The following is a 22,917-nucleotide window of genomic DNA, read 5'->3' as shown; positions in this document are numbered from 1 at the left end:
CGCGTATCTGACAAGCGGCGCCTACGCAATCGACGTGGCCGGCGAATCGCTGCCGGCCACGCTTCACCTGAAGGCGCCGTACGACCCGCGCGGCGAACACGTGCGCGCGTAGCCAGGCGTTTGTTCACGAGCCGCGCCGCTCCTCGGCGCGCGGCGCGGTTCAATTCATGCTGTCCGTCGACGCGCTTTCGCTTGCCATGCGGCTTGCCGCCGCTTCGGCGGCGAGCGCCAGCTTGTGCTGCTCGACCTGATGCGCGAACACGGGGCTGACATCCGGGTACGATGCGTCGGTCACGTAGTCGAGGCCGTTCTGTTGTGCCTCGATCAGTTCCTGGTAGACTTGGGCGCGCGTTTTTCCTTCCGCGAAAACATTCGACGATGCGGCGAGGACGACGACGGACAATGCGGCAAAAGCGATCTTCTTCATGATGAACTCCGGTGAGTTGTGTGCGGGTTTGCATCAGGGAGAACCACGCTTTGCCGGCTTTTATTCCTGGGCGCGGCGCAAGTAAAAAACATTTCCGCGCGACGGAATAAAGCGCGCCGCGAACCGGTTTGCCCGGGTCTGGACGACGCCTTGCTCACGCGGTAAAAGAACTTCTGAAAGACGCCGCGCGAGCGGAATAAACCGGCGTACAACCGTGTTTGCACCTCAACAGCCGAACCCCGGCCGGAGAACTTGCATCATGAAACCGACCGACGCCCCCGCCGATTCACCGCTTTCCGAAGCCGACGTTCAAGCCTACGCCGACGGCACGCTGTCGCCGGCGCGCGCCGCGTTCCTGCGCGACTATCTGGGCCGCGATCCGGCGGAAGCCCGCCGCGTCGCCTTTTACGGCTCGCTTAACGAGCAGATTCAGCGTTCGTTTCAGACCGCCGACGAACCCGCGTCCACGGCGTTCAAAGCCCGGCGCGGCGCGGCGAGCCGCTGGCGCAACGCTGCCGTCAGGCCGCGTGTGCGCAGGGCAATCCGGGCGCTGATTGCTATTGTCATCGCGTGTGCGGCGGTGAGCGGCTGGTTTGCGGCGACTCAGGTGACGCAGCAGGCGCTCAACAATGCCGCCGTGATGGCGCTGGCGGAAACGGTGGCCGCTCCTTATCCGGCGGCATCGCCGACTCGCCGGGAGCCGTCCGCGCCCGACCTCGAGGCGATCGGGCTGCGGCTTGTCGATGAGCGCGTGCTGTCGCTCGGCCTGTTGCAGCGCGCCACCGCATTCGTCTACCTAAACGGCGACAACCAGCCGGTGATCCTGCTGTCGACGCTCGCCCTGCTCGCGCCTGCGCAGCCGCAGTGGTCCGCGCGCCGCATCGGCGATGTGCGTCTCTTGACGTGGACCGCGCAGCGGCAACGCTTCGTGGTCGCGGGCGACGCGCGTACGCACGGCCTGATGCGCGCCGCCGACGTCATGACGATGCCATGAACGCCCACGCAGTCGTACACGCGCGATGACTCGCCGCATCGACGGGAATAGAATCCGCTCACGCGTGTTCGCCCTACAACCGCCCTACAACCGCCCTACAACACGAGCGACGCTCCGACGCAGCGCCGCGCTTCCTGCCCACGAGAGGCCCCATGACCGGGATCAAGAATGGATGTCCGTGACGAGTTGATGGAACACGTGCCGCGCCTGCGGCGCTACGCGCGGGCGCTGATCAACAATCGCGACCTCGCGGACGATCTGGTGCAGGACACGCTGGAACGCGCGCTCGGCCGCACCGGCATGTTCCAGCCCGGCACCGACCTGCGTGCATGGCTCTTCACGATCATGCACAACGTGTTCGCCAATCAGGCGCGCAAGGCATCGTCGCGCGCGGTCCATGTGGCGGTCGACGACGAAAGCGTCCACGAAGCCGAGTTCGCCGTGCCGGCGCCGCAGACGCGCTCGCTGGAAATGCGCGATCTGGACTACGCGTTGCAGCGTCTGCCGGTCGACCAGCGCGAAGTGGTGCTGCTCGTCGGCCTCGAGGAAATGAGCTACGCCGACGTCGCGCTCGCGCTGAACGTGCCCATCGGCACCGTCATGTCGCGGCTTTCGCGCGGACGCGAACGGCTTCGGGCATTGATGGCGGGCAGCCAGCCCGGTGCGAAATTACAGGTGGTGCGATGAGCGACCAACATACCCCGATCACTGAAGAAGAGCTGCATGCTTACGTGGACGGCACGCTGTCCGACGAACGGCGCGCCGACGTCGAGCGCGCGCTCGAACAGAATCCCGAACTGGCCGCGCGCATCAGCGATTATTTTTCGCTGAACAGCCTGTTCCACGATCGCTACGACCGCGTGTTGAACGAACCCGTGCCGAAGCGCTTGCAGCCGGCCGCGCCGCCGCATTCGCGCCGCTCGCGCATCGCCGCCAACTGGCCGCAATTCGCGGGGATGGCGGCGGCGCTGGTGATGGGCGTCGGCATCGGCGTCGGCACGCATATGGGGCAGGACGCGATGCAGTCGGTGGCGGGCTTCTCCGTGGGTTCGTCGACGGGTTCTTCCAATACGCGCCCGGTGAGCGCGGACCGAGCCGAGGTGTTCGCCCGCCAGGCTGCGGTTGCGCACGTCGTGTATATGCCGGAGGTCGACCGCCCTACCGACATGAGCGCCGATCACGAGCAGGATTTCGTGCAGTGGCTCGCGAACCGTCTCGGCACCAACGTCCATCCGCCGATGCTCGCGAAGCAAGGCTTCTCGCTCTCCGGCGGGCGCCTGCTGCCCGGCCCGGACGGCCAGATGGCCCAGTTCATGTATCGCGGACCGAAGGGCGAACGGGTGACGCTGTGCATCTCGCGCCGCCAGGTGAATGCGAACACCACGGCGTTCAAGCTGTACCAGGACGGACCCGTCAACGTGTTCTACTGGGTCGACGGCGATTTCGGCTATGCGGTGTCAGGCGGCATCGACCGCAAGCAGTTGCTGCAGCTTTCGCATGACGTGTACGCGCAATTGACCGGCGCGACGCAGACGGATTGATGCGCCTGCGCTGGTGAACCACCGCGCACGTCAGCGCGCGGCCGACTTCACCAGTTCGCGCGGCGTCACGCCGAGCAGCCGCCCGATCCAGTGCGCCATGTGGCTCTGGTGCGAGAAGCCGGCCTCCAGTGCAATCTGGCTCGCGGAGAGCCGGCCTTGCAGCAGCATCGTTCGCGCGCGTTCGACGCGCCGCTGCACCACGTACTGATGCACCGGCACGCCGAGCGTCGCGCGAAACAGCACCTTGAAATGCGGCACGCTCAGATCCGCCTGCGCCGCGAGTTCGCTCAGCGTGAGACGGCGGTCGAGATGCGCTTCGATGAAGTCCGTCACGCGCGCCGCCGTTCTCGGAGCGAGCGTGCGCTCCTTGCCGTCGAGCGACGGCGCCCCGCCGATCAGCCGCACCACCATCGCCGTGCACAGGCTTTCGGCGTATAGCGGATCGGACGCGTCGTCGGCTTCCAGTTCGGCGCGCAACGCCCACGCGAGATGCTGGAAGCGCGCATCGCGCATCTGGAATTGCGGGCGAATCTGCGCGTCGCTTGCCTTGACTGCCAGTTGCTCCGCTGTCTTGCGCGCGAATTCCTCGCCGATCCAGACGCTGAAAACCGTGCAGGCCGATTCGTCGCTCCATTGGCCGTCGAGTCCCGCGGGAATCACGTCGGCGTCGCCGTGCGCCTGAATGCGCGAGTGCGGCTTCTCGTTGCAAAGACAATGCGCTCTGACCGGCCCGCCCACATGCACGCCGACCCGATGATGCTTGAGCGCCGGTATCCGGTGCAAGCCCGCCGACACGTTGACCAGCTCCGCGCCGAAGCCTTGCCAGCCGAGCGTTTTGCTCGAGCGCAGCGCGATGCGCGAGCCGCTGTGCGCGGGCGGAATCTGAGTCGGGACAGGTATGACGGCGTTCATCGTTTGTCTCGCGGATGGCAGTCGATCTGCGGGCATTGTGCCGGGTTTTTCGCGGCTTCGCTCGATGGGCGGCCATCGTCAAACGACCATCCGAATCTGTTCATTTGCATCCGCGCATGCGCGTTTTTTGCGGCACCTGTCCTTATGATCGGGCCATGACGATCCAATAAGGAGCCTCACGTGTTCGTGATTTTTGGAGCAGGCGGCAAGGTGGGCAACGCAAGCGCGGCCGCGTTGCGGCGCGCGGGCTGCGACGTGCGTGCCGTGGTCCGCAACGCCGCGCAGGCCGCGCCGCTCATCGAGCTGGGTTGTGAGGTGGCGATCGCCGATCTGCACGATCCTGCGTCCGTGGCTCGCGCCATCGACGGCGCGCACGCGGTGCAGATGCTGTGTCCGGTGCCGCGCGATCACGACGACCCGGCGAGCGCGATGCGCCGCATGATCGACGCGAGTGTCGACGCGTTGCGCGTGAATCCGCCGCAACATGTGCTCGCGCTTTCGGATTACGGCGCCGAGCACGCGAGCGGGACGGGCATCACCACGCTGTTCCACTACCTGGAGACGCGGCTCGGCACGCTCGACACTCGCCTGACGTTTCTGCGCGCCGCCGAACATATGCACAACTGGGCGCGCGTGCTGCCGGTCGCACTGGCGAAGGGCGTGCTGCCGAGCCTGCATCATCCGCTGGACAAGCGCTTTCCTACCGTGGCCGCTCAGGATGTCGGCGCGCTGGCGGCTCAACTGCTGATGGACGGCAAGCCGCCACGGCATTCGCCGCGCGTGGTGAGCATCGAAAGCGAACAGCGGGTGAGCGTGATCGACGTCGCGCGCACGATTGCCGATCTCGCCGGCCGCACAGTCACCGCCCACGCGGTGCCGCGCGAGCAATGGGCCGCGATGCTCGCCGGAGCCGGTCTCGGCGACGGACACGCGCGGCTGATCGTCGATCTCTACGACGCGCATAACGCCGGCCGCATCGACGTGCAAGACGGCGTCGGCGAACGGCGTTTCGGTCCGACGACGCTGACGCAGGCGTTAGCGGCAATCGTGCCGCGCGGCGCAGCGCTTAGCGCCTGACGGGAGGATCGATATGTCGACCTGTGTTCTACGGCATGCAACGAGCAAGCGACGCGTGAATACGAGCCGCCTGCTCGCCGTCGCGTTGGCGCTGGCGGGGCTGATCGGCTGGCGCGCGGTTCGCGATCTCCTTGCCGCGATTCCCGATAGCAACGACGACTTCGGCTTGTTTTAGCGCCGAAGCAATGACCTCAGCCCGCGAACGACTGTCCGCACCGCGCGGGCGCTTGCGCATTGCATCGCGCCGCGACACCACGCCCCACGTCTTAAAACTCGCGCAACCATCGGCACTGGATTAAACTTTGGCGGCTCGTTCGGCCGCCGCGCTCAAGTTTGGTTCACCGAACGACTTATCGGCTAAATCTTTCTCCCCTATTGCCGTTAACGAGGTGAAAGGTTCTTAAGTTTGCGTCGGGTGCATGGAAGTCATAAATTCAAGACGGTGGGCGCCGCGGGGCCGGAACAGGTGGATCGCCGCAGCCGCGGCACTCGGTGCCGCCGCGATCATCAGAGCGATCCTGCATCCGCTGCTCGGGCCGTTCATGCCCGGCACTGCTTTTCTGATCGCCGCAGTGCTCGTCGAGTACTACTGCGGCCTCGCGCCCGCGTTATGCGTGATGCTGCTCGGGCTTTGCCTTGCCGATTATCTTTTCGTGCCGCCGTATGGCCACATCGACGTGATCGACGCGTCGGACCTGCATCTGCTGATCTCATATCCTCTGCTCACGATTCTCATCATCAGCCTCGTTGAACGTTTGCGGCGCGCGCAGTATCGCGCCGAACTGCTTGCGGCCGTCGCGCAGTCGCGCTACGAAATGCTGCTGCGCCACGACAACGAGCGGCTGCTTGCCCGCCGGGCTACCGATGAAATGCATCGCATGCTGCGTCATATCGCGCAGTACAACCGCTCGCTGATTCTCATCAAGGCGCTCGATCCGGCCAACAGCTTGCCGCCTGGCAGCTTCGTGGCCGCGGCCGCCACGGCAACATCCAATGCCCTCGTCGACGACGCATCGTTGCACGCGGGCATCGCCTATTGCGCGAAGCATGCGCAAGTGCACGAGGAGGATCTCGCGCACGTGCGCGTCCATCTGACGCCGGGCCATCACCGTATGCGTTTTCTCTCCGGCGCCCGCGACGACTGGCGGCCGGTCGAATGCGTGTGCGATCGCTTCACCACGTCGTCCGGTGAATTCCTGGTTTTGCGCGCGGATGACTGACATGAACGCCACGCCATTTTCAGGCATCGACGGCGGCGATCACGCGGTCCTGCTGCTGCATGGTCTGTCGAGCTCGCCGCTCGAATTGCGCTTTCTCGCCCGGCTGCTTGCCGACGAAGGCTTTGCCACGCATACGCCGGAATTGCCCGGCTACAGCGCAGGCACCGGACATCAGCCGATGGAGCAATGGATCAGCGCAGCCGTCGCCGAGTTCGACAGGCTCGCCGCACGGCATCGGCACGTCTCGATCTGCGGTCTTTCGATGGGCGCGACGCTCGCGGCCGCGGTTGCGCACGAGCGGCCCGCCGCCCGCGCGTTGCTGCTGCTGTCGATCACGCTCAATTACGACGGCTGGGCGATTCCCTGGTATCGCTTTTTGCTCGACTACGTGTATTACACGCCGCTGCGCTCGCGTTATCGCTATCGCGAGCAGGAACCCTACGGGCTGCGCAACGAGGCGTTGCGCTCGAAGATCGCGCGCGCGATGCAGAAGAACGACATCAGCGAAGTCGGACCGGCGTTCATCGGCTTGCCGGCGCTGCACGAGGCCGGCCGCCTGGCGGGCTCGGTAAAGAAGAAGCTCAAGGGCATCGGCACCGATTGCCTGATTATTCACGCCATCGACGACGAAACCTCGAGCCCGCATAACGCGCGATTCGTCGGGACCACCATCGGCGCGTCATTCTTGCGAACCATCTGGCTCGACGACTCCTATCACATGATCACGTCCGACAACGAACGCGAAGTCGTGGCGCGCGAATGCGCCCTCTTCCTGCGCGAAAGCGTGGCCGCCACCGTGTCGAGCCATAACCCGGCACCCGTGGTTTCTCGCGCGCTCGCACGCCGCCTGCGGCAACTCGCGACTGTGGCGAGGAAAGCATGAAGCGCACATTCGTGCTCAAGGCGGCAGTGTGCGGCTTCGCTGTGGCAGCATGTGCCGGCGCGGCTCACGCCGACGAACAGCAAGCAGCAAGCGACTGGAAAATATCGGTCGGGCCCGGCTTGTATGTGTTTCCAAAGTACCCAGGCTCATCGCAGATCCAGGTGCTGCCGTTTCCCGTTCAGGACATTTCATGGAAGGACCGTGTGTTCTCCCAAGGTCCGGATGTGCTGGGCGTCAATGCGCTCGCCGGCGAGAACTATCATGCCGGGGCCTCGCTGAGTTTCGATTTCCAGTCGCGAAAGAGCTCCGACGATGCGCGGCTCAAAGGCTTGCCCGATGTGCACGTCGGACCGAAGCTGCGGCTTTTTGCAGACTATACGTGGTGGGCTTTCACGGGCTCGGCGGCGGTCTACAGGGACATCGCCGGAACCGGGCAAGGCCTGACCGCGATGGCGGACCTCTTCGTATCCGCGCCGCTCGGCAAATTGCTGCTGTCCGCAGGGCCTGGCGTGACATGGGCGAACGCGACATACACGCAGACCTTCTTCGGCGTGAATGCGCAGGAAAGCGCCGCGTCGGGCCTGCCTCAATATGCGACGCATTCGGGCTTGCGCGACGTGCACTTCAACGTCAACGCGCTTTATAAATTCGACGCGCACTGGTCGGCGAACGTCGCGGCTGTCGTCGGGCGTCTGCAAAAGTCGGCCGCCGGCAGCCCGATCACCGAGCGGCGTCTCGATCTGAACGGCATGGCTTCGGTGTTGTATCGGTTCTAGCGCACCGTTCGCTAGTGTTGTTCGACCTGCCAGCGCAGCACAGGATGCGTCGCGCCCGCAGGCATCGTCCACGCCCCGTTGCTGCTGAAGTCCCAACCGGCGAAGCTCGCGGGATCGCTCATCTGCGCAGTCGTCAATCCGTTCGACGGCGGCAGATTGCCGCCGCTCGTCGCCACGCCCGTCGTCTCCGCATTCCAGTAGACGTTGCTGCCAAGCCCCGAGCAATACGCGCAGACGCCGCCTACCTGGCGCAAGCTGTACGCGGAGACCTTGCCGGTTGCGAACGACTCCGTGACCGTGCCGCTGTTGATATTCACGAGTCCACCGGACGAGCCGCGCGACTCGTTGGCCGACACATTCCCGGTCGCATACGACTGAGTGATGGTTCCTGTGTTGTTGAACACGAGGCCGCCGCCACCCGAATCGGCGACGACATCGGCACTGCTGCCCGAACGCGCGATGGTTCCCAAGTTATCGCCGACCAGTCCGCCGATCGACGCGCCTGCACCATTGGTCGGCGCCGAGATTCCGCCGGAGGTGAACGTATTGACGATCAGGCCGTGGTTACTGCCGGCCAGAATCCCGATGGACCTGAACGACGGCGCGTAGATATGCGAGTTCGCGTTGATGTTCACGTCGCGCACCACGGCGTTTGCGGCGATATCGCTGAACACCGCATCGGAGTCCGGCGAGATGTTCAACACCGTGTGCCACATGCCGTCGAACTGCCCGGAAAACGACGTATGGTCGGTAAAGCCCAACGTCTTGAACGCATAGCCGTTTGCGTCGATGTCCTTGCCTAGCGCGTAGTTGCCGGCCATGTCGTTGGCTATGTTCTGCAGATCCTGCGCCGAATTCACGAGCTTATAGCCGGTGGCCTGCGTGAGCAGGCCGCTGTACTCGGGCGCGCGCCAGGCGCTATTGCTCAGCACGACGCCGGGCGTATAGCTGCCGGTCATGTCGTAAAGCGCGCTGACGGTGCCGGTACTCGAAGACCAGTCGATCGTGCCGTTATTGGCGACGCTGCCGCCGTTGTCGATGCCGCCCGCGTCCGCGCGCAGCGTCAGCGCGCCGCCGCCCTGGTTGCCGAGCGTCGCGCCCGAGGCGACCGAAACACTATGCGCCGCGTTGAGCGCGAGCGATGCGCCGCCGGTCCATTGAATGCTCTGCGCGACGTCGATATCGCCGCTCTGGCCCGCCGCGCCTGTCGTCGTCATGTTGATCGACGTGCCCGCGCTGAGGCTGCGGGCAAAGGCGCGCGACGCGCCGTCATCGAACGTGTATGCGGGCAGCGTAACGTTCCATTGCCCTGCGGTGACTTTCGTGAGATCGCCCCAGAAGGTCAGCAGTCCCGTCGTGGTATCGACGATGCCGCCGGTTCCATCGGCGCGCTGCGCGCCGACGTTGCCCGCGAGAATCACCTGGCCCGCCGTGCCCGCCACCAGCCAGACATGGCCGTCACGCGTCGCGGTGCCGGTTGCGCGCACCGCATCGTTGCGGCCGGCGAGCGCATAGATGTTGCCGTCCACGGCTTGCAGGTTCACCTGCGCGGCTTCGATTGCGCCGGTATTGACGATCGCGCCGCCGCTTGCGGTCTGCACGAACATCTGCTGCCCGCTCGACGAGTCCTGCAGCAGCACCTTGCTGCCCACAGCGATTTCAGCCGTGCCTTGCGGCGCGCTGATCGTGCCGTAGTTGTCGACTTCCTTCGCGGCGATGAGCAGCACATCGCCGTTCGTCGAGCCGATGTGGCCGAGGTTGACCACACGCTGATCCGACTGGCCGGAGAACGTCAGCGCTCCGCCGGTCATGAACGACGCGTTGTCGGTGTCGAGTGTCGAAGCAACAAAGCGGCCGCCCGTCGTGACCACGCCTTGCGGCCCGACCACGACGCCTTGCGGATTGATCAGATAGACGCTACCGGTCGCGTTGAGCTTGCCGAGAATCGACGATGGCGAGCCGCCCGTCACACGGTTTAGCGTCGCACCGGAACCGTTGTTGAAGACGACCGTGTTGTTGCCGCCGATCGAAAAGCTGTTCCAGTTGACGACGCCGCGCGTCGAACCCGGTTGCGTGACGGTCAGCGTATTGCCGGCGCTGGCAATCGAACCGCTGCCGCTCACATAGGCTCCGCCTTGCGGCAAGGTGCCTTGCGCAAGCACCGGGGCCGCGCACGACATGCCGATGGACAACGCGAAGACAGACAGTGAGATAGAGACAGGGACGGCGGGCAGGTTGCCCGAGGCGCGCGGCGGGCGCATGGAGAACATATCGCGTGACATACTTTCCCCTCTTTTATACAAGCGGAATGGCATGCCACTCTGCCGGGGCCTTTGCCTCTGTTTTCAGGGCGTGGCCAATGCAGCATAGGCCATAAATTGTGCTCTTAACTAACAGGAACTCTCAGCGTTTTGTGCCTTGATGCCTGCGTTTTGTGCCGACTCCGAATCCGTCGACCGCGTGCACACGCACCGCGGCCCCTGCACGGTTCGTTCGCTCACTGCACGACACACTCGAATGAAGCAGCCTGATTCACGTCGCCGCCCTGATAACGCGGCCATTTCGGATAATCGCATAGCGGCCGCGTGCGACCGGGAACGCCGGCGGTGTCGGTAGTCACTTGCTCGACCGGAGCCTTGCCTCTTTCGACCCATTGCTGAAGCGCCGACAGCGAATCCCAGGTGGCGTTAAAAGTACTGCTTGCCGCATGGCCCATTCCGGGAATCTCATAGAAGCGCACGAACGACTCGACCTGGCGAACGCCGAATTGCGCTTGCAGCCGCCGATAATATTGCTCCGTTGCACGCGTGCTGACCAGTACATCGGATAATCCATGAACGAGCAGCAGCTTCCCGCCACGTTCCTTGAACGCAGCAATATCGGTGCTTGCGTCGAGTTGCGAACTGAGTTCGCTGATACGGTTCGCCCATACGCCCGGCTGCTCCGGATCGAGCGATAGCGAATTGAAGCTCGGGTCGCGCGTCACGGAGTACTTGATCCACTGATCGGTCAGCACGCTGATATACGGTGCCGTCAAAGGCATCGGATTGGCCGGCTGTGAGGTGCCGAATGCGAGGAACGTGACCACAGGCTCGACCGGAGAACTGCGCGTGACGATGCCGAGGTCGGCGCCCCATACGTTGTAGCCAGGATATTGAGTCTCGCCGCTCGCGAGCCGGAAGCGAAAGTGGGTGGACGTATTGATTGTTTTCAACGCTTCGATTTGTGCGTCCGACAGGCAATTGTCGCCGGTGTCCGCGCCCTTTGCGCAGCGCAACGGAGCACCGTTGAGCGTCGCAATAGACGGATCAAATCGCGCGTTGCATTGCTGCTGATCGCTGATCAGGCCGTCTGCCACGCCGTCGAGCGCGTCGCATGCCTTAATCGCCGCGTCGTACAGTGCCTGCCGTTTGCCGACGGAAAGATAAGCGCCCGGTTTCGCCAGCGCGCGGTTCATGCGTTGACCGCCGAGTAGCGCCGCTGCGTCGTCCCATGCCGGATACCATGCGATTGCACCGTCCCAATCCGACGGCCAGCGCTGGATTGCCGTGACGGCTTCACGCCCGCCCGTGGAGCCGCCTGCGAAATAGGCCTTGCGTGGCAAATGCGCATAGCGGGCCTTGATGATCGCAAGCGCTGCGTCGTGCGTTTTCTTTAACGCGTCGCCGCCGAAATTTCTAACCGCTTCGTCGTTCAGGCCAAAACGTCCGTCCTGCGAGGCGAGCGCGTTCGCCTGATGGCCCGAGTCGCTTGCGAAGGTCGCATAGCCGCGGCCAAGCGGTACGGGTTGGTCGACCGGGCCATTGGGCACGTTGCCGGCCACATTCGGAATCGTGCCGTCAAAACCACCGCCGCCGAACATCACGACTTTGTCGTTCCATTGTGCGGGCAACGCGACCTTGAATTGAATGTCGGGCGCGGATCGGTCGAGTGGCGAGATCTTGCCGGTGACCTCGCAGTATTCCGGTAGCGCGGTTGCTCCGCTTCCGCTCGCTGCGACTGGCTTTACGGCGGTGACGGCCGCTCCCGAGGTCGGCAAGCCTATTTCCGAAGCCGGCACGATAAAGCCTTGCAGCCGCTCGCAAGCGGCCACGTGGCCGGCGGGCAGAGTCGCAGCTATGCCGGATGCGGGAATCGCCGATGTAATCAAAAGCGCGGCAGGGAGCGCGACGGCGCGCGCGACTTTCAAATTGCGAAGGTGAACTCGAATCATGATGTCTCCGTTATGACCGACTTTTTCGCAACGCAAATGCCGCGCGCTGCTTGCACGTTGTGCCGCTACAGCGTCATGCCGCCAGACGCTTCGATAACAGCGCCGTTGATATAACTCGCTTCGTCGCTCGCGAGAAAGGCGTAGATGTTCGCGATTTCTTCGGGCTTGCCCAGGCGCCGCAATGGAACCTGGTTTCTCATCTTCTCGAGTACTTCGCCGGGTACGGTCGCCAGAATCGGCGTGTCGATAAAGCCCGGCGCGACAGCATTCACGCGGATGCCTTTAGGGCCGAGTTCACGGCTCCATGTCTTCGTGAATCCGATAACGCCGAACTTGGACGCCGCGTAGTTCGTCTGCCCGTAATTGCCGTAGATTCCGACGACCGAACTCGCATTGAGAATCACGCCGGCCTGCTGGCCGATCATGCAGTCGAGCACGGCTTGAGTGGCGTGAAAAACGCCGCGCAGATTGACATCCATGACGTCTTCGAATTGCTCGGCCGTCATGTTTTGCAGGCGCGCATCACGCGTAATGCCTGCGTTGTTCACCAGCACGTCGATGCGCTTGAAGCGCTCCTGCACGCTGGCCGCCATATCCTGAACGGCCTCACGATCGGCCACGTTGACGGTGAAGCCCACCGCTTGCGCGCCCGCCTCACGGCACGCGCCGACCACCGATGTCACCGCATTGGCATTCACGTCGCATACCGCGACGCTCGCGCCTTCGCGTGCGAATTTGAGTGCCGTCGCCGCGCCGATTCCCTGGCCCGCGCCTGTGACGATTGCAACCTTGCCGTTGAGTCTCATTGGATCTGCGTCCCTGGGTAGTGAGTTGTTTTGATGTCGGTATGCCGTCAAAGATATTCGACGTTGCCATCCACGCTGATGGCTTGCCCGGTGATGTTGTAGCCCGCCGGCGATGCGAGGAATAGCGCCATCGCGGCAATGTCGTCGACGGTCACCATCCGGCGCAGTGAGATCTTTTTCAGGTACTGCTCTTTCATTTCGTCGAACGACACGCCCGTCGACTCGGCTCGCGCCGCGATCACCCTGTCCATTCGCTCGCCTTGCACGACGCCGGGCAGAATGGCGTTCACGCGAATGTTCTCGGGCCCAAGCTCGATTGCCAGCGACTTCACCAGTCCGACAATCGCCCATTTGGTCGCGGCGTATGGCGTGCGAAACGCATACCCGAGCCGTCCCGCCACCGACGACATTGCAATGATCGCCGGGCAATCCGATGTCTCTTTCAGCAGCGGTACGGCCTTATGCAGGAAGTAGTACTGGCTGTTGAGATTCGTCGAAATGGTTCGTTCCCAGTCGTGCGGTTGAATGGATTCGACGTCGCCCGTCGGACCCGCGATGCCCGCATTGTTGATCAGAACGTCGAGCCCGCCGAGCCTCGCGCGCGCGTCGTCGATAATCTGGTCGACCTGCTCGCGATTTGCCACATCCGCGACGCCGGTGTAGAGCTTTGGGTTCCTCTCTTTGGCCTTTTCAACCGCCGACGCATCGACATCACAGATATAGACCTGTGCGTCTGCTTGAACAAATGCATCGGCAATGGCTGCTCCAATTCCCGCGGCTGCGCCGGAGATAAGTACGCGCAGACCGGGCCTCGGTTTGAGAAGCTCGAAAGTATTCATGTGTCGCACCAACAAATAAAACCGAATGGGGAATAAAGCCGTTTCCGGGCTTATACGCTTTCATGGCGATGCCGGCATTCAGCTTTTGGATGTGTTGAGTTGCGCGCCCTTGGCCGTCGCCGGGATCGGACGATCCGCGGCCTTGATGGCTTTCGCAAGAAGCGGCACGAGACACAGGCCGAGCACCGATGCGACCACCACGACGTTAAAGCCCGAGTCGCTTCTGCCGGTTATCGTTTCGGCGAGCCCGAAAAGATAAGGTCCGACAAAGCCGCCCAACAAGCCGATCGTATTGATGAAAGCAAGTCCGGCCGCAGCCTGCACGCCTTGCAATCGCTTCATCGCCACGGCCCAATACGAAGGCAGAATGCCGCCCGCGAAAAAGCCGGTGATGCCAAGCAGCGTGATTTGTGCCGCCTGATTTTTCGTCGCGATAAACGCGCAAGCGGTGATAACCACGCCCGCAGTCAGCACACCCAGGAAGCCGCAGTCATTGCTTATCCGGCGGTGAATGCGCGGCAGCGTGAGCACGCCAAGCAGAAAGCCAATGCCGACACTACTCGACAGTAAGCCGACGAGAAGCGGCGACTTAACATGCATCTGTCCGACAATCGACGGAGTGAAAAAGTACAGGCCCACGAACGCTACCTGATTCAGAAAGTAAATCAGTGCAATGAGTACCGTGGTCGGACGTTTCAGTGCGGCGATCCAGTGCGCCGACGTGAGTTCGGCGTGACCGTGCGTGTCGATGACCGCGTTATCCTCGAGCGCCTGTGCTTCCTCTGGCGTTAGCCACTTCACCTCGCTGGGCCGGTTCGGCAGCTTGAAAAAGAGGATGATGCCGACCACGATGGTGGGCAGACCTTCCAGCAGGAACATCCACTGCCATCCGTGCAGACCGCCGATTCCGCCCAGTTGCATCAGCCCCGCACCAAGCGGATTGCCGATAATGAGCGCAATGGAAGGAGCGGTATAAATCCAGCCCACGGCGACGGCGCGGTCTTTAGGCGCGAACCACAGCGTCACCATGTACATCAAGGCCGGAAAAAGCCCTGCTTCCGCGACCCCGAGCAATACCCGCAGAACGTAGAAGGACAGTTCGCCTTGCACAAACATCATCGCCGTGGATAACGCTCCCCAAGTGACGGCGATACGCGCAATCCAGGCCCGCGGACCGACGCGGTGCGCCGCCAGATTACTGGGCACTTCGAGAAGCGCATAACCGATAAAGAAGATGCCGGCACCCAGCCCGTAGGCCGCCGCACTAATGCCGAGATCGGCCGCGAGTGCGCTCTTGGCCAGCGCAACATTCGTGCGGTCGATAAACGACATGAAGTAGATCGCGCACATTAACGGAAGGAGCCTCGCCATCGCCTTGCGAGTCGCTCGCCAGTGCGTGTCGCCGAGGCGGGGGTCAACAGTAGCTGCAGTCATGATGTCTCCGGAAATTGTCCTGCCTGTTTTTTCTTGTGTTGCGCGCCGGGCGATTGCCAACCGGCGCGGCAGGATAAAAAGTACTTCGGCTTGCGAGCCTTTTGCGCGCAATGCCATCTGCTCAATGCTCAATGTTTAAAGCGAGACGCTTTCGCGCCCTTTCAATCCGAGCATGGCGCGGGCATCGGCCGGCGTCGCGATTTCGAAAGAAAGCTCTTCGAGGATTCGGCGAATCTTGCGGACTTGCTCGGCATTCGATCGCGCTTTCACGCCACGCGACAAGTAGACGCTGTCTTCGAGACCGACGCGAACGTTGCCGCCCATGATCGCGCCCATTGTCACGAGCGACATTTGATGACGGCCGGCGCCAAGAATAGAGAACTGATAGTTCTCACGTCCGAATAGACGGTCGGCGGTCGAACGCATCAATGCAAGGTTCTCCGGATCAGGGCCGATGCCGCCGAGAATGCCGAATACGGACTGAATAAAAAACGGCGGCTTGATCAGTCCGATGTCGATGAAGTACGCGAGGTTATACAAATGCCCGACGTCGTAGCACTCGAATTCGAAGCGCGTGCCGTAGTCATGAAACTCGGTGAGGATGTTCCTGATATCGCGGAACGTGTTCCGGAAGATCATGTCCTCCATGCCTTCGACGTATTCCTTCTCCCAATCGAATCGCCAGGAAGAGATTCGGGCCGCGACCGGATGCAGCGAGAAGTTCATCGAGCCCATGTTCAGCGAGCACATCTCGGGTTTGGCGACGCGTGCGTAGGCCAAACGCTCGTCGAGCGTCATGCGCGTGCTGCCGCCAGTGGAGATGTTGATGACCGCGTCGGTCTGCGCGGCAATCGCGGGCACGAACTGGCGGAACACTTCGGGCGCAGGCGTTGGCCGGCCGTCTTGCGGATTGCGTGCATGCAGATGAAGAATCGCCGCGCCGGCCTCGGCGGCCTCGAGTGCTTGAGTCTTGATGTCATCGGGCGTGAGCGGCAGATATTCCGACATCGACGGCACATGCGCCGAGCCTGTCACTGCGCACGTAATGATGACTTTACTGGTCGAATTTCCCATTTCAATACCTATCGTGTTGCGGCTGATGCAGAGTGCTCGGAAGCCGGGGCGAATGCGGCCTCTGACGCAATGACGCGCGTCAGGCCGATTGCCACGAGCGCCAAAGGCGCGAGATCACGGGGATGGTGGATTTGCATGCTTGTCTCCAACAGGTTTGCGAGTCGCACAACTGCAATGCGGACCCGTCTCTTGTCCCATTGATAGTAGTGAGATACGATTCAGTATGTAAGGTCAATTTCGGACAAGCTGATGTCCCACGAGGACATCCACGGGAGGCACGGTGTCGGCGAAATTTCCGCTGTTGAACGAGCGCATCTACGCGCCGTACAAGATCGCGGCGCTGGTGGAAGTACTCGCGGAGCAAGGCATTGCCCCCGAACAGAGCCTCAAGGGAAGCGGCGTCGAGCCTGACCAGATCTATGACGCGTCGGTCATGACCTCGGTGCGGCAATACGCGATGGTATGCAGAAACGCCGTCAGTCTTTCATCCGATCCAAGTACTCCTTTCAAAACGGGAGCACGTCTTCATCTCGCCGCCTATGGCATGTACGGCTATGCGCTGATGTCGTGCCTTTCGTTGCGCGACTACTTCCGGCTCGGCGTCAAATACCATCGGCTCGCCACGCCGACTATCACGATCGAGTGGACCGAAAATCCCGATACTTCGGTGTGGACTTTTCCCGACGCCTTTTCTTCGAATTTGCCGCACGACGTCCAGCAGTTTCTTCTCGAACAGCAGTACACGCAGCACGTCACGCATCTTCAGGACGTTGCGGGAAGAAGCTGCCCGCCGGTACTTGCGCGCTTCTCTTATCCCGCGCCGGAGCATGCCGCGATATACCGCGAGTACCTGGGTTGCCCGTGCGAGTTCGACGCCGACGAATGCCAGTTGATCTACGACAGCGCCATACTCGAAGTTAAGCCGCACCTTGCACATCGTCATTCGGCAGCACTCTTGCAGGAGACCTGCGACAGACTGATCGGGCAAGCGAAAACTTCATCGGGTGCATCCGGCGAGGTGTATCAGCTTTTAATGCGCAAGCCCGGTGTATTTCCCAGCATGGAAACCGTGGCCGAAGCACTCAAGATGACGAGCCGAACGTTGAGGCGCCGGCTCGAATCGGAAGGCACGTCGTTCGTCGCAATTGTCGATGACGTCCGCTGCTCGCTCGCCACCGAGTACCTTAAAACGACCAAGCTCAGCACCGACGACGTCGCGATGCTGGTCGGCTTTAGCGACACGGCTAACTTCCGCAGAGCATTAAAGCGCTGGACCGGCAAGGGACCTGGCGAGATTCGCGACGAGTCATGAGTCGCTTTATGGCTGTTTTTATAGTGGCTTTGTAGTTCTTTTCAAAGGTTTCATTCTGTCTTCTCTTCGACTTTCGGCTTCTGCGGCAATTGCACCGCCGATTCCCATCGCATCGAACGACACGCGGAACACGGCTCGGTCGGCCGGTTCTCGGTATCGACGGTCGCGCCGCAACTCCAGCATGCAAAGTAGCCGTCCGCGCCGATCGCATCGAGAAGCGAGCACTCCATGTCCGGCCGAACCGTCAAGCCGGGGCGTTCTTGCTTTCTCCACACGAGGCTAATCGAACCGGACGACTCCAGATAAACGCGGCGTAACTGTCCCAGATGAGCGACGTTTGCAGCACGAAGTTCTGACGCGAGCATTTCGCGGGACACCTCGCTGGTCTTGAGTTCGTCGAGAAGAATTCTGCCGTCCTTTACGAGCATGGTCACGTCGCCTTCCTGCGCTACCTGAAATTTGCGCCACCGCTGGCCGGCTCTCGAACTCATGCGCTGAAGCGCGACGACGGTAAATAGCACGATAGCCGCCGGCAAAATGCCTTGCGAAGAAACCTGAATCGGAACGCCAATCGCAGCGCCCAGCATGAGAATCACCGCGAGTTCAGTAATGCTCAACTGCGCAGCAACACGCTTACCCATCATGCGCATTGCCACTAACAGCAGCACATAGACAAGCGCTGCGCGGACCACCACTTCCAATAAGAACGCCCAGGGTCCGTCGCCGATCAGGATTCGCTGAACGAACTGCATCAGACCTCCACTTCCCTGACTGCACATGTCCATTCAGTCGAGCCGCAGTTCTCGCATCGCAAATTGTCTGTGTGTTCCTTTTCAATCGTGTTGCCGCAATGACGACATGCCGACCAGCCTGGCAAGTGGCCTTCTTCCTGCAGTTCCTTGTCGATTGCCGGCAGCACGGAAAGGCCCGGCTTCGACGGTCTGGCGGGAATGAACGAGAAAGAACCGGAGGGCTCCATATAGAGCCGGCTAATCTGTCCAAGGTGTTGCCAGCCCTTGATCCGCATTGCTTCGAATACTTTTTCGCGCGGCATCGCGGCACGCGCCAACTCGTCCATTTCGAGCCGGCCTTCGCTGACGAGCAGCGTGACGTCGGTTGAAATAAGTGTTTCCAGCCGCCGGTGTGTGGTGCCGAGCCGCGCAATGAGACGCTGCAATACGATTGCGACGAGTGCAATCACCAGCGGCGGCAGCATCCCCCGGTTCGACGCCTGCAACGGCACGCCGATGGCCGCCGCGAGTGTGACCACAATCGAAATCTCGAACAACGTGTATTGAGCCGCCACGCGGCGCCCGAGCAGACGCATTGCGATGACGAGCAGTACATAGGTCACGCCGGTTCGCAGCAGTACTTCAAGCAGGAACAGCGATGACGTATTCCCGAAAAGGAAGCGGTGCCAATCCGTGAGGCTGAAGGGATGGTTTTCCACGACGGTATGCGCAGCAGTGGCCTGGTTGGACACGTAGCGCATGGCGCATGCCTGAAGACCGCGCTAGGCAATTCAGGCACTTTCCATCTGCGAGAGCGCCGCTTCGGCCACTCGTCGCCCATTGTTCCAGTGCTCGTCGATGGCGGTCTTGCCGAACTGCGAGTCCTTGAAATGCGCTTCACATTGCGAGCGCTGGTAATCCACCGGCACGATGCGTACATTGTCCGGCTGCGCAAGCGTCGCTGCATTGATCAGTTGCGGGTCGCTCTGCCGCTTTTCGCCGTCGATGCACTCGAGCGCGTACGCAAGCAAAGACTTTAAACGCTGTGATTCCTCACGCGTTTCGTTGAAGAACGCCGCTCTGCTTGCGTGCTGAATGTTCTTGAGGCGAATGTCCACGTCGACGAGATTGTCCGCAAGCGGGCCGTCGCAACTCCATAAGTCGGCGCGCAAAATGGTGGTGCTCACACCAGGCGGTGCGCTCGCCAGCAGATGGCGCACGGGCGCGCCGGTCACGAGCGAACCATCCCAGTACCAGGCGCCGTCTATTTCGACGGCTGGAAACCACGGCGGCAGCGCGCCCGACGCCATGATCATGGCGCCATCGAGTCCATCGTCGTGATTGACGAAGTAGCGCGCCGCGCCCGTCGCCACGTTCGCAGCCACCACACTGACCTGGACGGGGCTGCGATTGAGCAGTTCGAAGTCGCATAGGTTCGACAGCGTGCGGACGAGTGGTCGTGTGTCGAATACGCTCGCATCGCCCGGATTGCCTGTGCCTGCGACCCACGGAATATCCACGCGCCGCACGAAGAACCCCGGCAACCCGAATTGCAGCGCGTACGTTTGGTCGGCTTCGGCGAGCATGCGTCTCACCGTTCGATGTTCGAGCGCGCCGCGCGGCGGCCATAGTTGCAACGCGTGCTCGCGCAGCGCGGAGCCGGGCACCGACACGCTATTCCAGAAGGTTTTGAGCCGCTCTATCCTGCGCGACGGCTCGTTGCCGAAATACAGCGCCGCATTGATGGCGCCAATCGACGACCCGCTGCAGGCGTCGATTTCGACACCCGCGTCGTGCAACGCTTCGAGCACGCCGGCCTGGAATGCGCCAAATGCGCCGCCGCCTTGCAATGCAAGTGCAATCCGGTGAGCAGGCTTTTTATGTGCAATCGTCGATGGCGGCATGCGGCTCCTCGTCTTCTCCGCACGCAAAGCGGATCAGGATAAAGAAAGCATGCAGCGCCGCAACGCGCGTTCCTGCTGCTCTCGCCGGACTGCGGCCACAAAAGTACCGCGCGCGCAAGATCGAGGTAAGCGCCGTTCAGTGCTGACCCGCGTTCAGCACCATCCAGATTTGCCGGGCCTCCGGCCCCGCAAGAATTCGCGCAAAGACCGCGCGACATCGGCTGCACGTGTAGTGCTCTTCGCGGCGCGCCTCTTCCACTGAACCGACGCCGTTGAGCGTCAGGTCCGAGTGCGGAGGCTCGGCCGCCGGTTTGCCATACAGTTCCGCGCATTGCGCGCAAGGTTGAATCCAAAGGTCCATGTGTCGGTCGTCGGTACTTTTTCTGTTCGAGGCAAGCGCTTAGTCCTCAAACGGATTGCCGCTGCTTTTCGCCTCAGTACTGAGATTGTATTCCGCACGCACCGCCTTGAGGACCGCTTCCACGTCGCGCTCGAACCCGACCGCATTGCCGAAGTGAGTCATGTTCCAGTTGCAGCCCGTCTTGTCGGGGTCCTGCAATTGCGGCCGCGGCACGCGAATCTTCACGCCGTCCTCGACGATTTCCTGCAACCGATGGATTCGCCGGCTTACCTCCTGCTGAAGCTGCGAGGCATTGAGCGTCTTGCGTATCATCCAGGCCCCCTTCCGTTTATTCGCGCCAGTCTAGCGCAACCGACGCGCGCCGCGACGCGGCGCCGGAATGGAAAGCGGGACCTGATGAGTGTTGGTATCGGACGAGTAAAACGATGCGGGCTGTCTGGGCAGACCCAACATCGATTTGCCGTTACGCTCCCGCCCTTCCCATGGAATGCCCGCCCACTCTGGCTCGGCGGGCGGTGAGCATAAGCGCATCACTGTCGGCACAGTAGTTGCAAATGCTAGCCGCATCACCAGGAGACAGTCATGATGCGGCTCTTTGCAAACTCATTCCGAGCGAACGCGGCCTATAAAAACGGCATCGTCGTGATCGGCGCATGCGCGGTCATCGCAATCTGCGTAACCGGACTTGCGGCACTTACAGGCATGCTGCCGGAATCGGAATCGGTCGCCGTCACCGTGACTGCCATGCCGTTGGTGGACCTGCAGACTGCGCTGTCGCGCGACATCGTCAGCCCATGACCTAACGCGCGGCGGTGACACCGCCCGGCTCCGCGTAGTCTTCGGCATCGATGTCGTAGCCCGACGGCTCCCAGCGGATTGCGAGCAGCACGAGCAACGAAGTCAGCGGCGCGATGGCGATCAACCAGAAGACCTTCGTGCCAAACGCGGCAGCGAGCACCGGAAATAGAAACAGCGAGACCGTCGACGCCGAACGCACCAGCGTCTGGTTAAAACCGACGCCGATTCCGCGCAGCGAGGTCGGATAGCTCAGCGACGCATAAGTCATCGAATGCGAGCCGGGTCCGAAACCTTGTCCGAACAGATAGCCGCCGAGCAGCAGAATCGCGACCACCACGAGCGCACCGCTGCCCGGTTTGCCGATCAGCGCGAGTCCGATCAGCGACGCGAATTGCAGCGCGTGCCCGAGCACAGTCATTTTCCACGCGCCGACGGTCGGCGCGGTGCGCACGCCGATCAGCCCGCCTACAAATGCAAATGCGAGATTCAGCGCGAGCGCCGCGACGATCGTCGTGAGCGGCCCCTGCTGGAAGAAACTCGTGATAATGACCGGCAAGCCGAAGATGATCGCGTTATAGCCGAATGACGAAGCACTGCCGATCACCGCGGCAAGAATCGTCCGGCGACGGTAAGTGGCGTTGAACAGAACCCCGTAATTGCGCCACGATGCCGCGCGCGGCGCCTTCTGCGGCGTCGCGCTTCGTTCGACTACTGTGTCGATGCCGTAAGAGCGCTTCAGGATGCGCGCGGCCTCTTCGAGATCGCCCTGATTCGCGGCCCAAACAGGCGACTCGCTGATATAGCGGCTACGCACGAGAATGATCGCGATGGCCGGCACCGCGCCGAATGCGAGCGTCAAACGCCATAGCCAGCCGAGTTGATGCTCCGGCAAAATCGCGTACAGCCCGAGAATCAGCAGATAGCAGGTGCTCGTGGCCGCGTACCATGCGGGGCACCACGCAGCGACGCTCGCCGCCTTGTTGCCCTTGCCCGCCACGCGCGAGAACTCGGCGAGAAACGCCATCGCCACCGGCAAATCGAGCCCCACGCCGAAGCCCATCAAAAAGCGCGCGCCGCCGAGCACCCACGCATTCGGCGCGAGGCCGGCCGCGATCGCCGCGACCACGAAGAACAGCATGTCGGCCATGAACACGCGATAACGGCCGATGCGATCGGTCAGATACCCGCCGAACAGCGCGCCGAGAATCGCGCCAAAGGTGATGGCCGACGAGACGAATCCCACCTGAACCGGCGACAACGAAAACTGGCGCGCGATGTCCTTGATCCCGTAAGCGAGCGACGTCAGATCGTAAGCATCGAGAAAGACACCACCCAATGCAATCGCAATCACGATCCGCGCATTACTGCCTTTCGCGGCGCCTGCGCTGACGATGCGTGACACGTCCTGCGCATTGCGAATGACGGTGGGACGCGCCGCGTTGCCGGCAGACGTTTGCGGATCGGCTTCGGCGGAGGGAAAAGCAACAGTGGACATGATCTCGCGTTCGCATGAATGGCTGAAGCGTCGCATGGTAGCCATGCAATCCATGCGGGCAAAACGACGAATTTAACTATGCAAATCGGGAATTGCGTACTTGCATGCGGCTCGTGCCGC

At 62.3% G+C, this 22,917-nt stretch carries 23 protein-coding genes; 9 read left to right on the top strand and 14 right to left on the bottom strand.

What is annotated here, in order from left to right:
* Positions 1–160: 160 nt before the first annotated feature.
* On the bottom strand, positions 161–427 hold the full coding sequence (locus P0D87_RS13800; RefSeq protein ID WP_006050319.1) for a DUF4148 domain-containing protein: 267 nt from the start codon (positions 425–427) through the stop codon (positions 161–163).
* A 259-nt stretch (positions 428–686) separates the two neighbouring features.
* Between P0D87_RS13800 and P0D87_RS13795 the strand changes: the two genes are divergently transcribed.
* From P0D87_RS13795 to P0D87_RS13785, 3 genes are all read left to right on the top strand, one after another.
* On the top strand, positions 687–1,421 hold the full coding sequence (locus P0D87_RS13795) for an anti-sigma factor family protein (RefSeq protein ID WP_053860571.1): 735 nt from the start codon (positions 687–689) through the stop codon (positions 1,419–1,421).
* A gap of 168 nt (positions 1,422–1,589) precedes the next feature.
* Positions 1,590–2,108 (top strand): sigma-70 family RNA polymerase sigma factor, encoded by a 519-nt coding sequence (locus P0D87_RS13790; RefSeq protein WP_006050321.1) that lies wholly within the window; start codon positions 1,590–1,592, stop codon positions 2,106–2,108.
* Positions 2,105–2,962 carry an anti-sigma factor family protein gene (locus P0D87_RS13785; protein WP_006050322.1) on the top strand — a complete coding sequence of 286 codons (858 nt, stop codon included), beginning with the start codon at positions 2,105–2,107 and terminating at the stop codon, positions 2,960–2,962. Before P0D87_RS13790 ends, P0D87_RS13785 begins: the two co-directional genes overlap by 4 nt.
* Before the next feature lie 30 nt (positions 2,963–2,992).
* Here P0D87_RS13785 and P0D87_RS13780 read toward each other — a convergent pair whose 3' ends face one another.
* Positions 2,993–3,874, bottom strand: coding sequence for an AraC family transcriptional regulator (locus P0D87_RS13780; protein ID WP_053860570.1), 882 nt, complete (start codon positions 3,872–3,874; stop codon positions 2,993–2,995).
* 180 nt (positions 3,875–4,054) lie between these two features.
* Here P0D87_RS13780 and P0D87_RS13775 point away from each other — a divergent pair, with 180 nt between their 5' ends.
* From P0D87_RS13775 to P0D87_RS13760, 4 genes are all read left to right on the top strand, one after another.
* Positions 4,055–4,951 carry an NmrA family NAD(P)-binding protein gene (locus tag P0D87_RS13775; protein ID WP_053860569.1) on the top strand — a complete coding sequence of 299 codons (897 nt, stop codon included), beginning with the start codon at positions 4,055–4,057 and terminating at the stop codon, positions 4,949–4,951.
* A gap of 419 nt (positions 4,952–5,370) precedes the next feature.
* A complete protein-coding gene (locus P0D87_RS13770; protein ID WP_053860568.1) occupies positions 5,371–6,171 on the top strand; it encodes a DUF4118 domain-containing protein in 801 nt (266 codons plus the stop codon).
* Position 6,172: 1 nt separating this feature from the next.
* Positions 6,173–7,054, top strand: a complete 882-nt coding sequence (locus P0D87_RS13765; RefSeq protein WP_149029257.1) for an alpha/beta hydrolase — start codon at positions 6,173–6,175, stop codon at positions 7,052–7,054.
* On the top strand, positions 7,051–7,830 hold the full coding sequence (locus P0D87_RS13760; RefSeq protein ID WP_006050328.1) for a MipA/OmpV family protein: 780 nt from the start codon (positions 7,051–7,053) through the stop codon (positions 7,828–7,830). Before P0D87_RS13765 ends, P0D87_RS13760 begins: the two co-directional genes overlap by 4 nt.
* A gap of 11 nt (positions 7,831–7,841) precedes the next feature.
* Here the strand turns inward: P0D87_RS13760 and P0D87_RS13755 are convergent, their stop codons facing one another.
* The 6 genes from P0D87_RS13755 to kce form a co-directional block, all read right to left on the bottom strand.
* Positions 7,842–10,112: a beta strand repeat-containing protein gene (locus tag P0D87_RS13755; RefSeq protein WP_053860567.1), complete on the bottom strand. Its 2,271-nt coding sequence runs from the start codon at positions 10,110–10,112 to the stop codon at positions 7,842–7,844.
* A 215-nt stretch (positions 10,113–10,327) separates the two neighbouring features.
* Positions 10,328–12,043, bottom strand: coding sequence for a tannase/feruloyl esterase family alpha/beta hydrolase (locus tag P0D87_RS13750; RefSeq protein ID WP_053860566.1), 1,716 nt, complete (start codon positions 12,041–12,043; stop codon positions 10,328–10,330).
* A 65-nt stretch (positions 12,044–12,108) separates the two neighbouring features.
* Positions 12,109–12,849: a beta-ketoacyl-ACP reductase gene (locus P0D87_RS13745; RefSeq protein ID WP_029969009.1), complete on the bottom strand. Its 741-nt coding sequence runs from the start codon at positions 12,847–12,849 to the stop codon at positions 12,109–12,111.
* Between the two features lie 47 nt (positions 12,850–12,896).
* The gene (locus tag P0D87_RS13740; protein ID WP_006050332.1) at positions 12,897–13,688 is read right to left on the bottom strand and encodes an SDR family oxidoreductase; all 792 of its coding nucleotides are present in this window, start codon (positions 13,686–13,688) and stop codon (positions 12,897–12,899) included.
* A gap of 78 nt (positions 13,689–13,766) precedes the next feature.
* Positions 13,767–15,122 (bottom strand): MFS transporter, encoded by a 1,356-nt coding sequence (locus P0D87_RS13735; RefSeq protein WP_053860565.1) that lies wholly within the window; start codon positions 15,120–15,122, stop codon positions 13,767–13,769.
* A 135-nt stretch (positions 15,123–15,257) separates the two neighbouring features.
* Positions 15,258–16,196, bottom strand: a complete 939-nt coding sequence (kce, locus tag P0D87_RS13730) for a 3,5-dioxohexanoate:acetyl-CoA acetone transferase (protein ID WP_053860564.1) — start codon at positions 16,194–16,196, stop codon at positions 15,258–15,260.
* Positions 16,197–16,476: 280 nt separating this feature from the next.
* On the opposite strand from kce, the gene P0D87_RS13725 reads away from it, so the two are divergent.
* Positions 16,477–17,508, top strand: coding sequence for an AraC family transcriptional regulator (locus P0D87_RS13725; protein WP_029969005.1), 1,032 nt, complete (start codon positions 16,477–16,479; stop codon positions 17,506–17,508).
* Between the two features lie 50 nt (positions 17,509–17,558).
* On the opposite strand, the gene P0D87_RS13720 is transcribed toward P0D87_RS13725, so the two are convergent.
* From P0D87_RS13720 to P0D87_RS13700, 5 genes are all read right to left on the bottom strand, one after another.
* Complete coding sequence (locus P0D87_RS13720; RefSeq protein WP_053860563.1) at positions 17,559–18,260, bottom strand: DUF421 domain-containing protein; 702 nt, start codon at positions 18,258–18,260, stop codon at positions 17,559–17,561.
* On the bottom strand, positions 18,260–19,000 hold the full coding sequence (locus P0D87_RS13715; RefSeq protein ID WP_053860562.1) for a DUF421 domain-containing protein: 741 nt from the start codon (positions 18,998–19,000) through the stop codon (positions 18,260–18,262). The genes P0D87_RS13720 and P0D87_RS13715 overlap by 1 nt, the downstream gene beginning before the upstream one ends.
* A 30-nt stretch (positions 19,001–19,030) precedes the next feature.
* Positions 19,031–20,143 (bottom strand): patatin-like phospholipase family protein, encoded by a 1,113-nt coding sequence (locus P0D87_RS13710; protein WP_053860561.1) that lies wholly within the window; start codon positions 20,141–20,143, stop codon positions 19,031–19,033.
* Positions 20,144–20,279: 136 nt separating this feature from the next.
* On the bottom strand, positions 20,280–20,504 hold the full coding sequence (locus P0D87_RS13705) for a hypothetical protein (RefSeq protein WP_053860560.1): 225 nt from the start codon (positions 20,502–20,504) through the stop codon (positions 20,280–20,282).
* 39 nt (positions 20,505–20,543) lie between these two features.
* Positions 20,544–20,816: a hypothetical protein gene (locus P0D87_RS13700; protein WP_029968999.1), complete on the bottom strand. Its 273-nt coding sequence runs from the start codon at positions 20,814–20,816 to the stop codon at positions 20,544–20,546.
* Between the two features lie 270 nt (positions 20,817–21,086).
* On the opposite strand from P0D87_RS13700, the gene P0D87_RS13695 reads away from it, so the two are divergent.
* Positions 21,087–21,302 carry a hypothetical protein gene (locus tag P0D87_RS13695; protein WP_006050340.1) on the top strand — a complete coding sequence of 72 codons (216 nt, stop codon included), beginning with the start codon at positions 21,087–21,089 and terminating at the stop codon, positions 21,300–21,302.
* 1 nt (position 21,303) lies between these two features.
* Here P0D87_RS13695 and P0D87_RS13690 read toward each other — a convergent pair whose 3' ends face one another.
* Positions 21,304–22,797: an MFS transporter gene (locus tag P0D87_RS13690; RefSeq protein WP_006050341.1), complete on the bottom strand. Its 1,494-nt coding sequence runs from the start codon at positions 22,795–22,797 to the stop codon at positions 21,304–21,306.
* Between the last annotated feature and the right edge of the window lie 120 nt (positions 22,798–22,917).

The organism is Paraburkholderia sp. RL17-368-BIF-A (assembly GCF_046054045.1).
Lineage (GTDB): Bacteria > Pseudomonadota > Gammaproteobacteria > Burkholderiales > Burkholderiaceae > Paraburkholderia > Paraburkholderia graminis.
The sequence above is the reverse complement of the archived record's forward strand: the minus strand, read 5'-3'. Positions and strand labels throughout refer to the sequence as shown.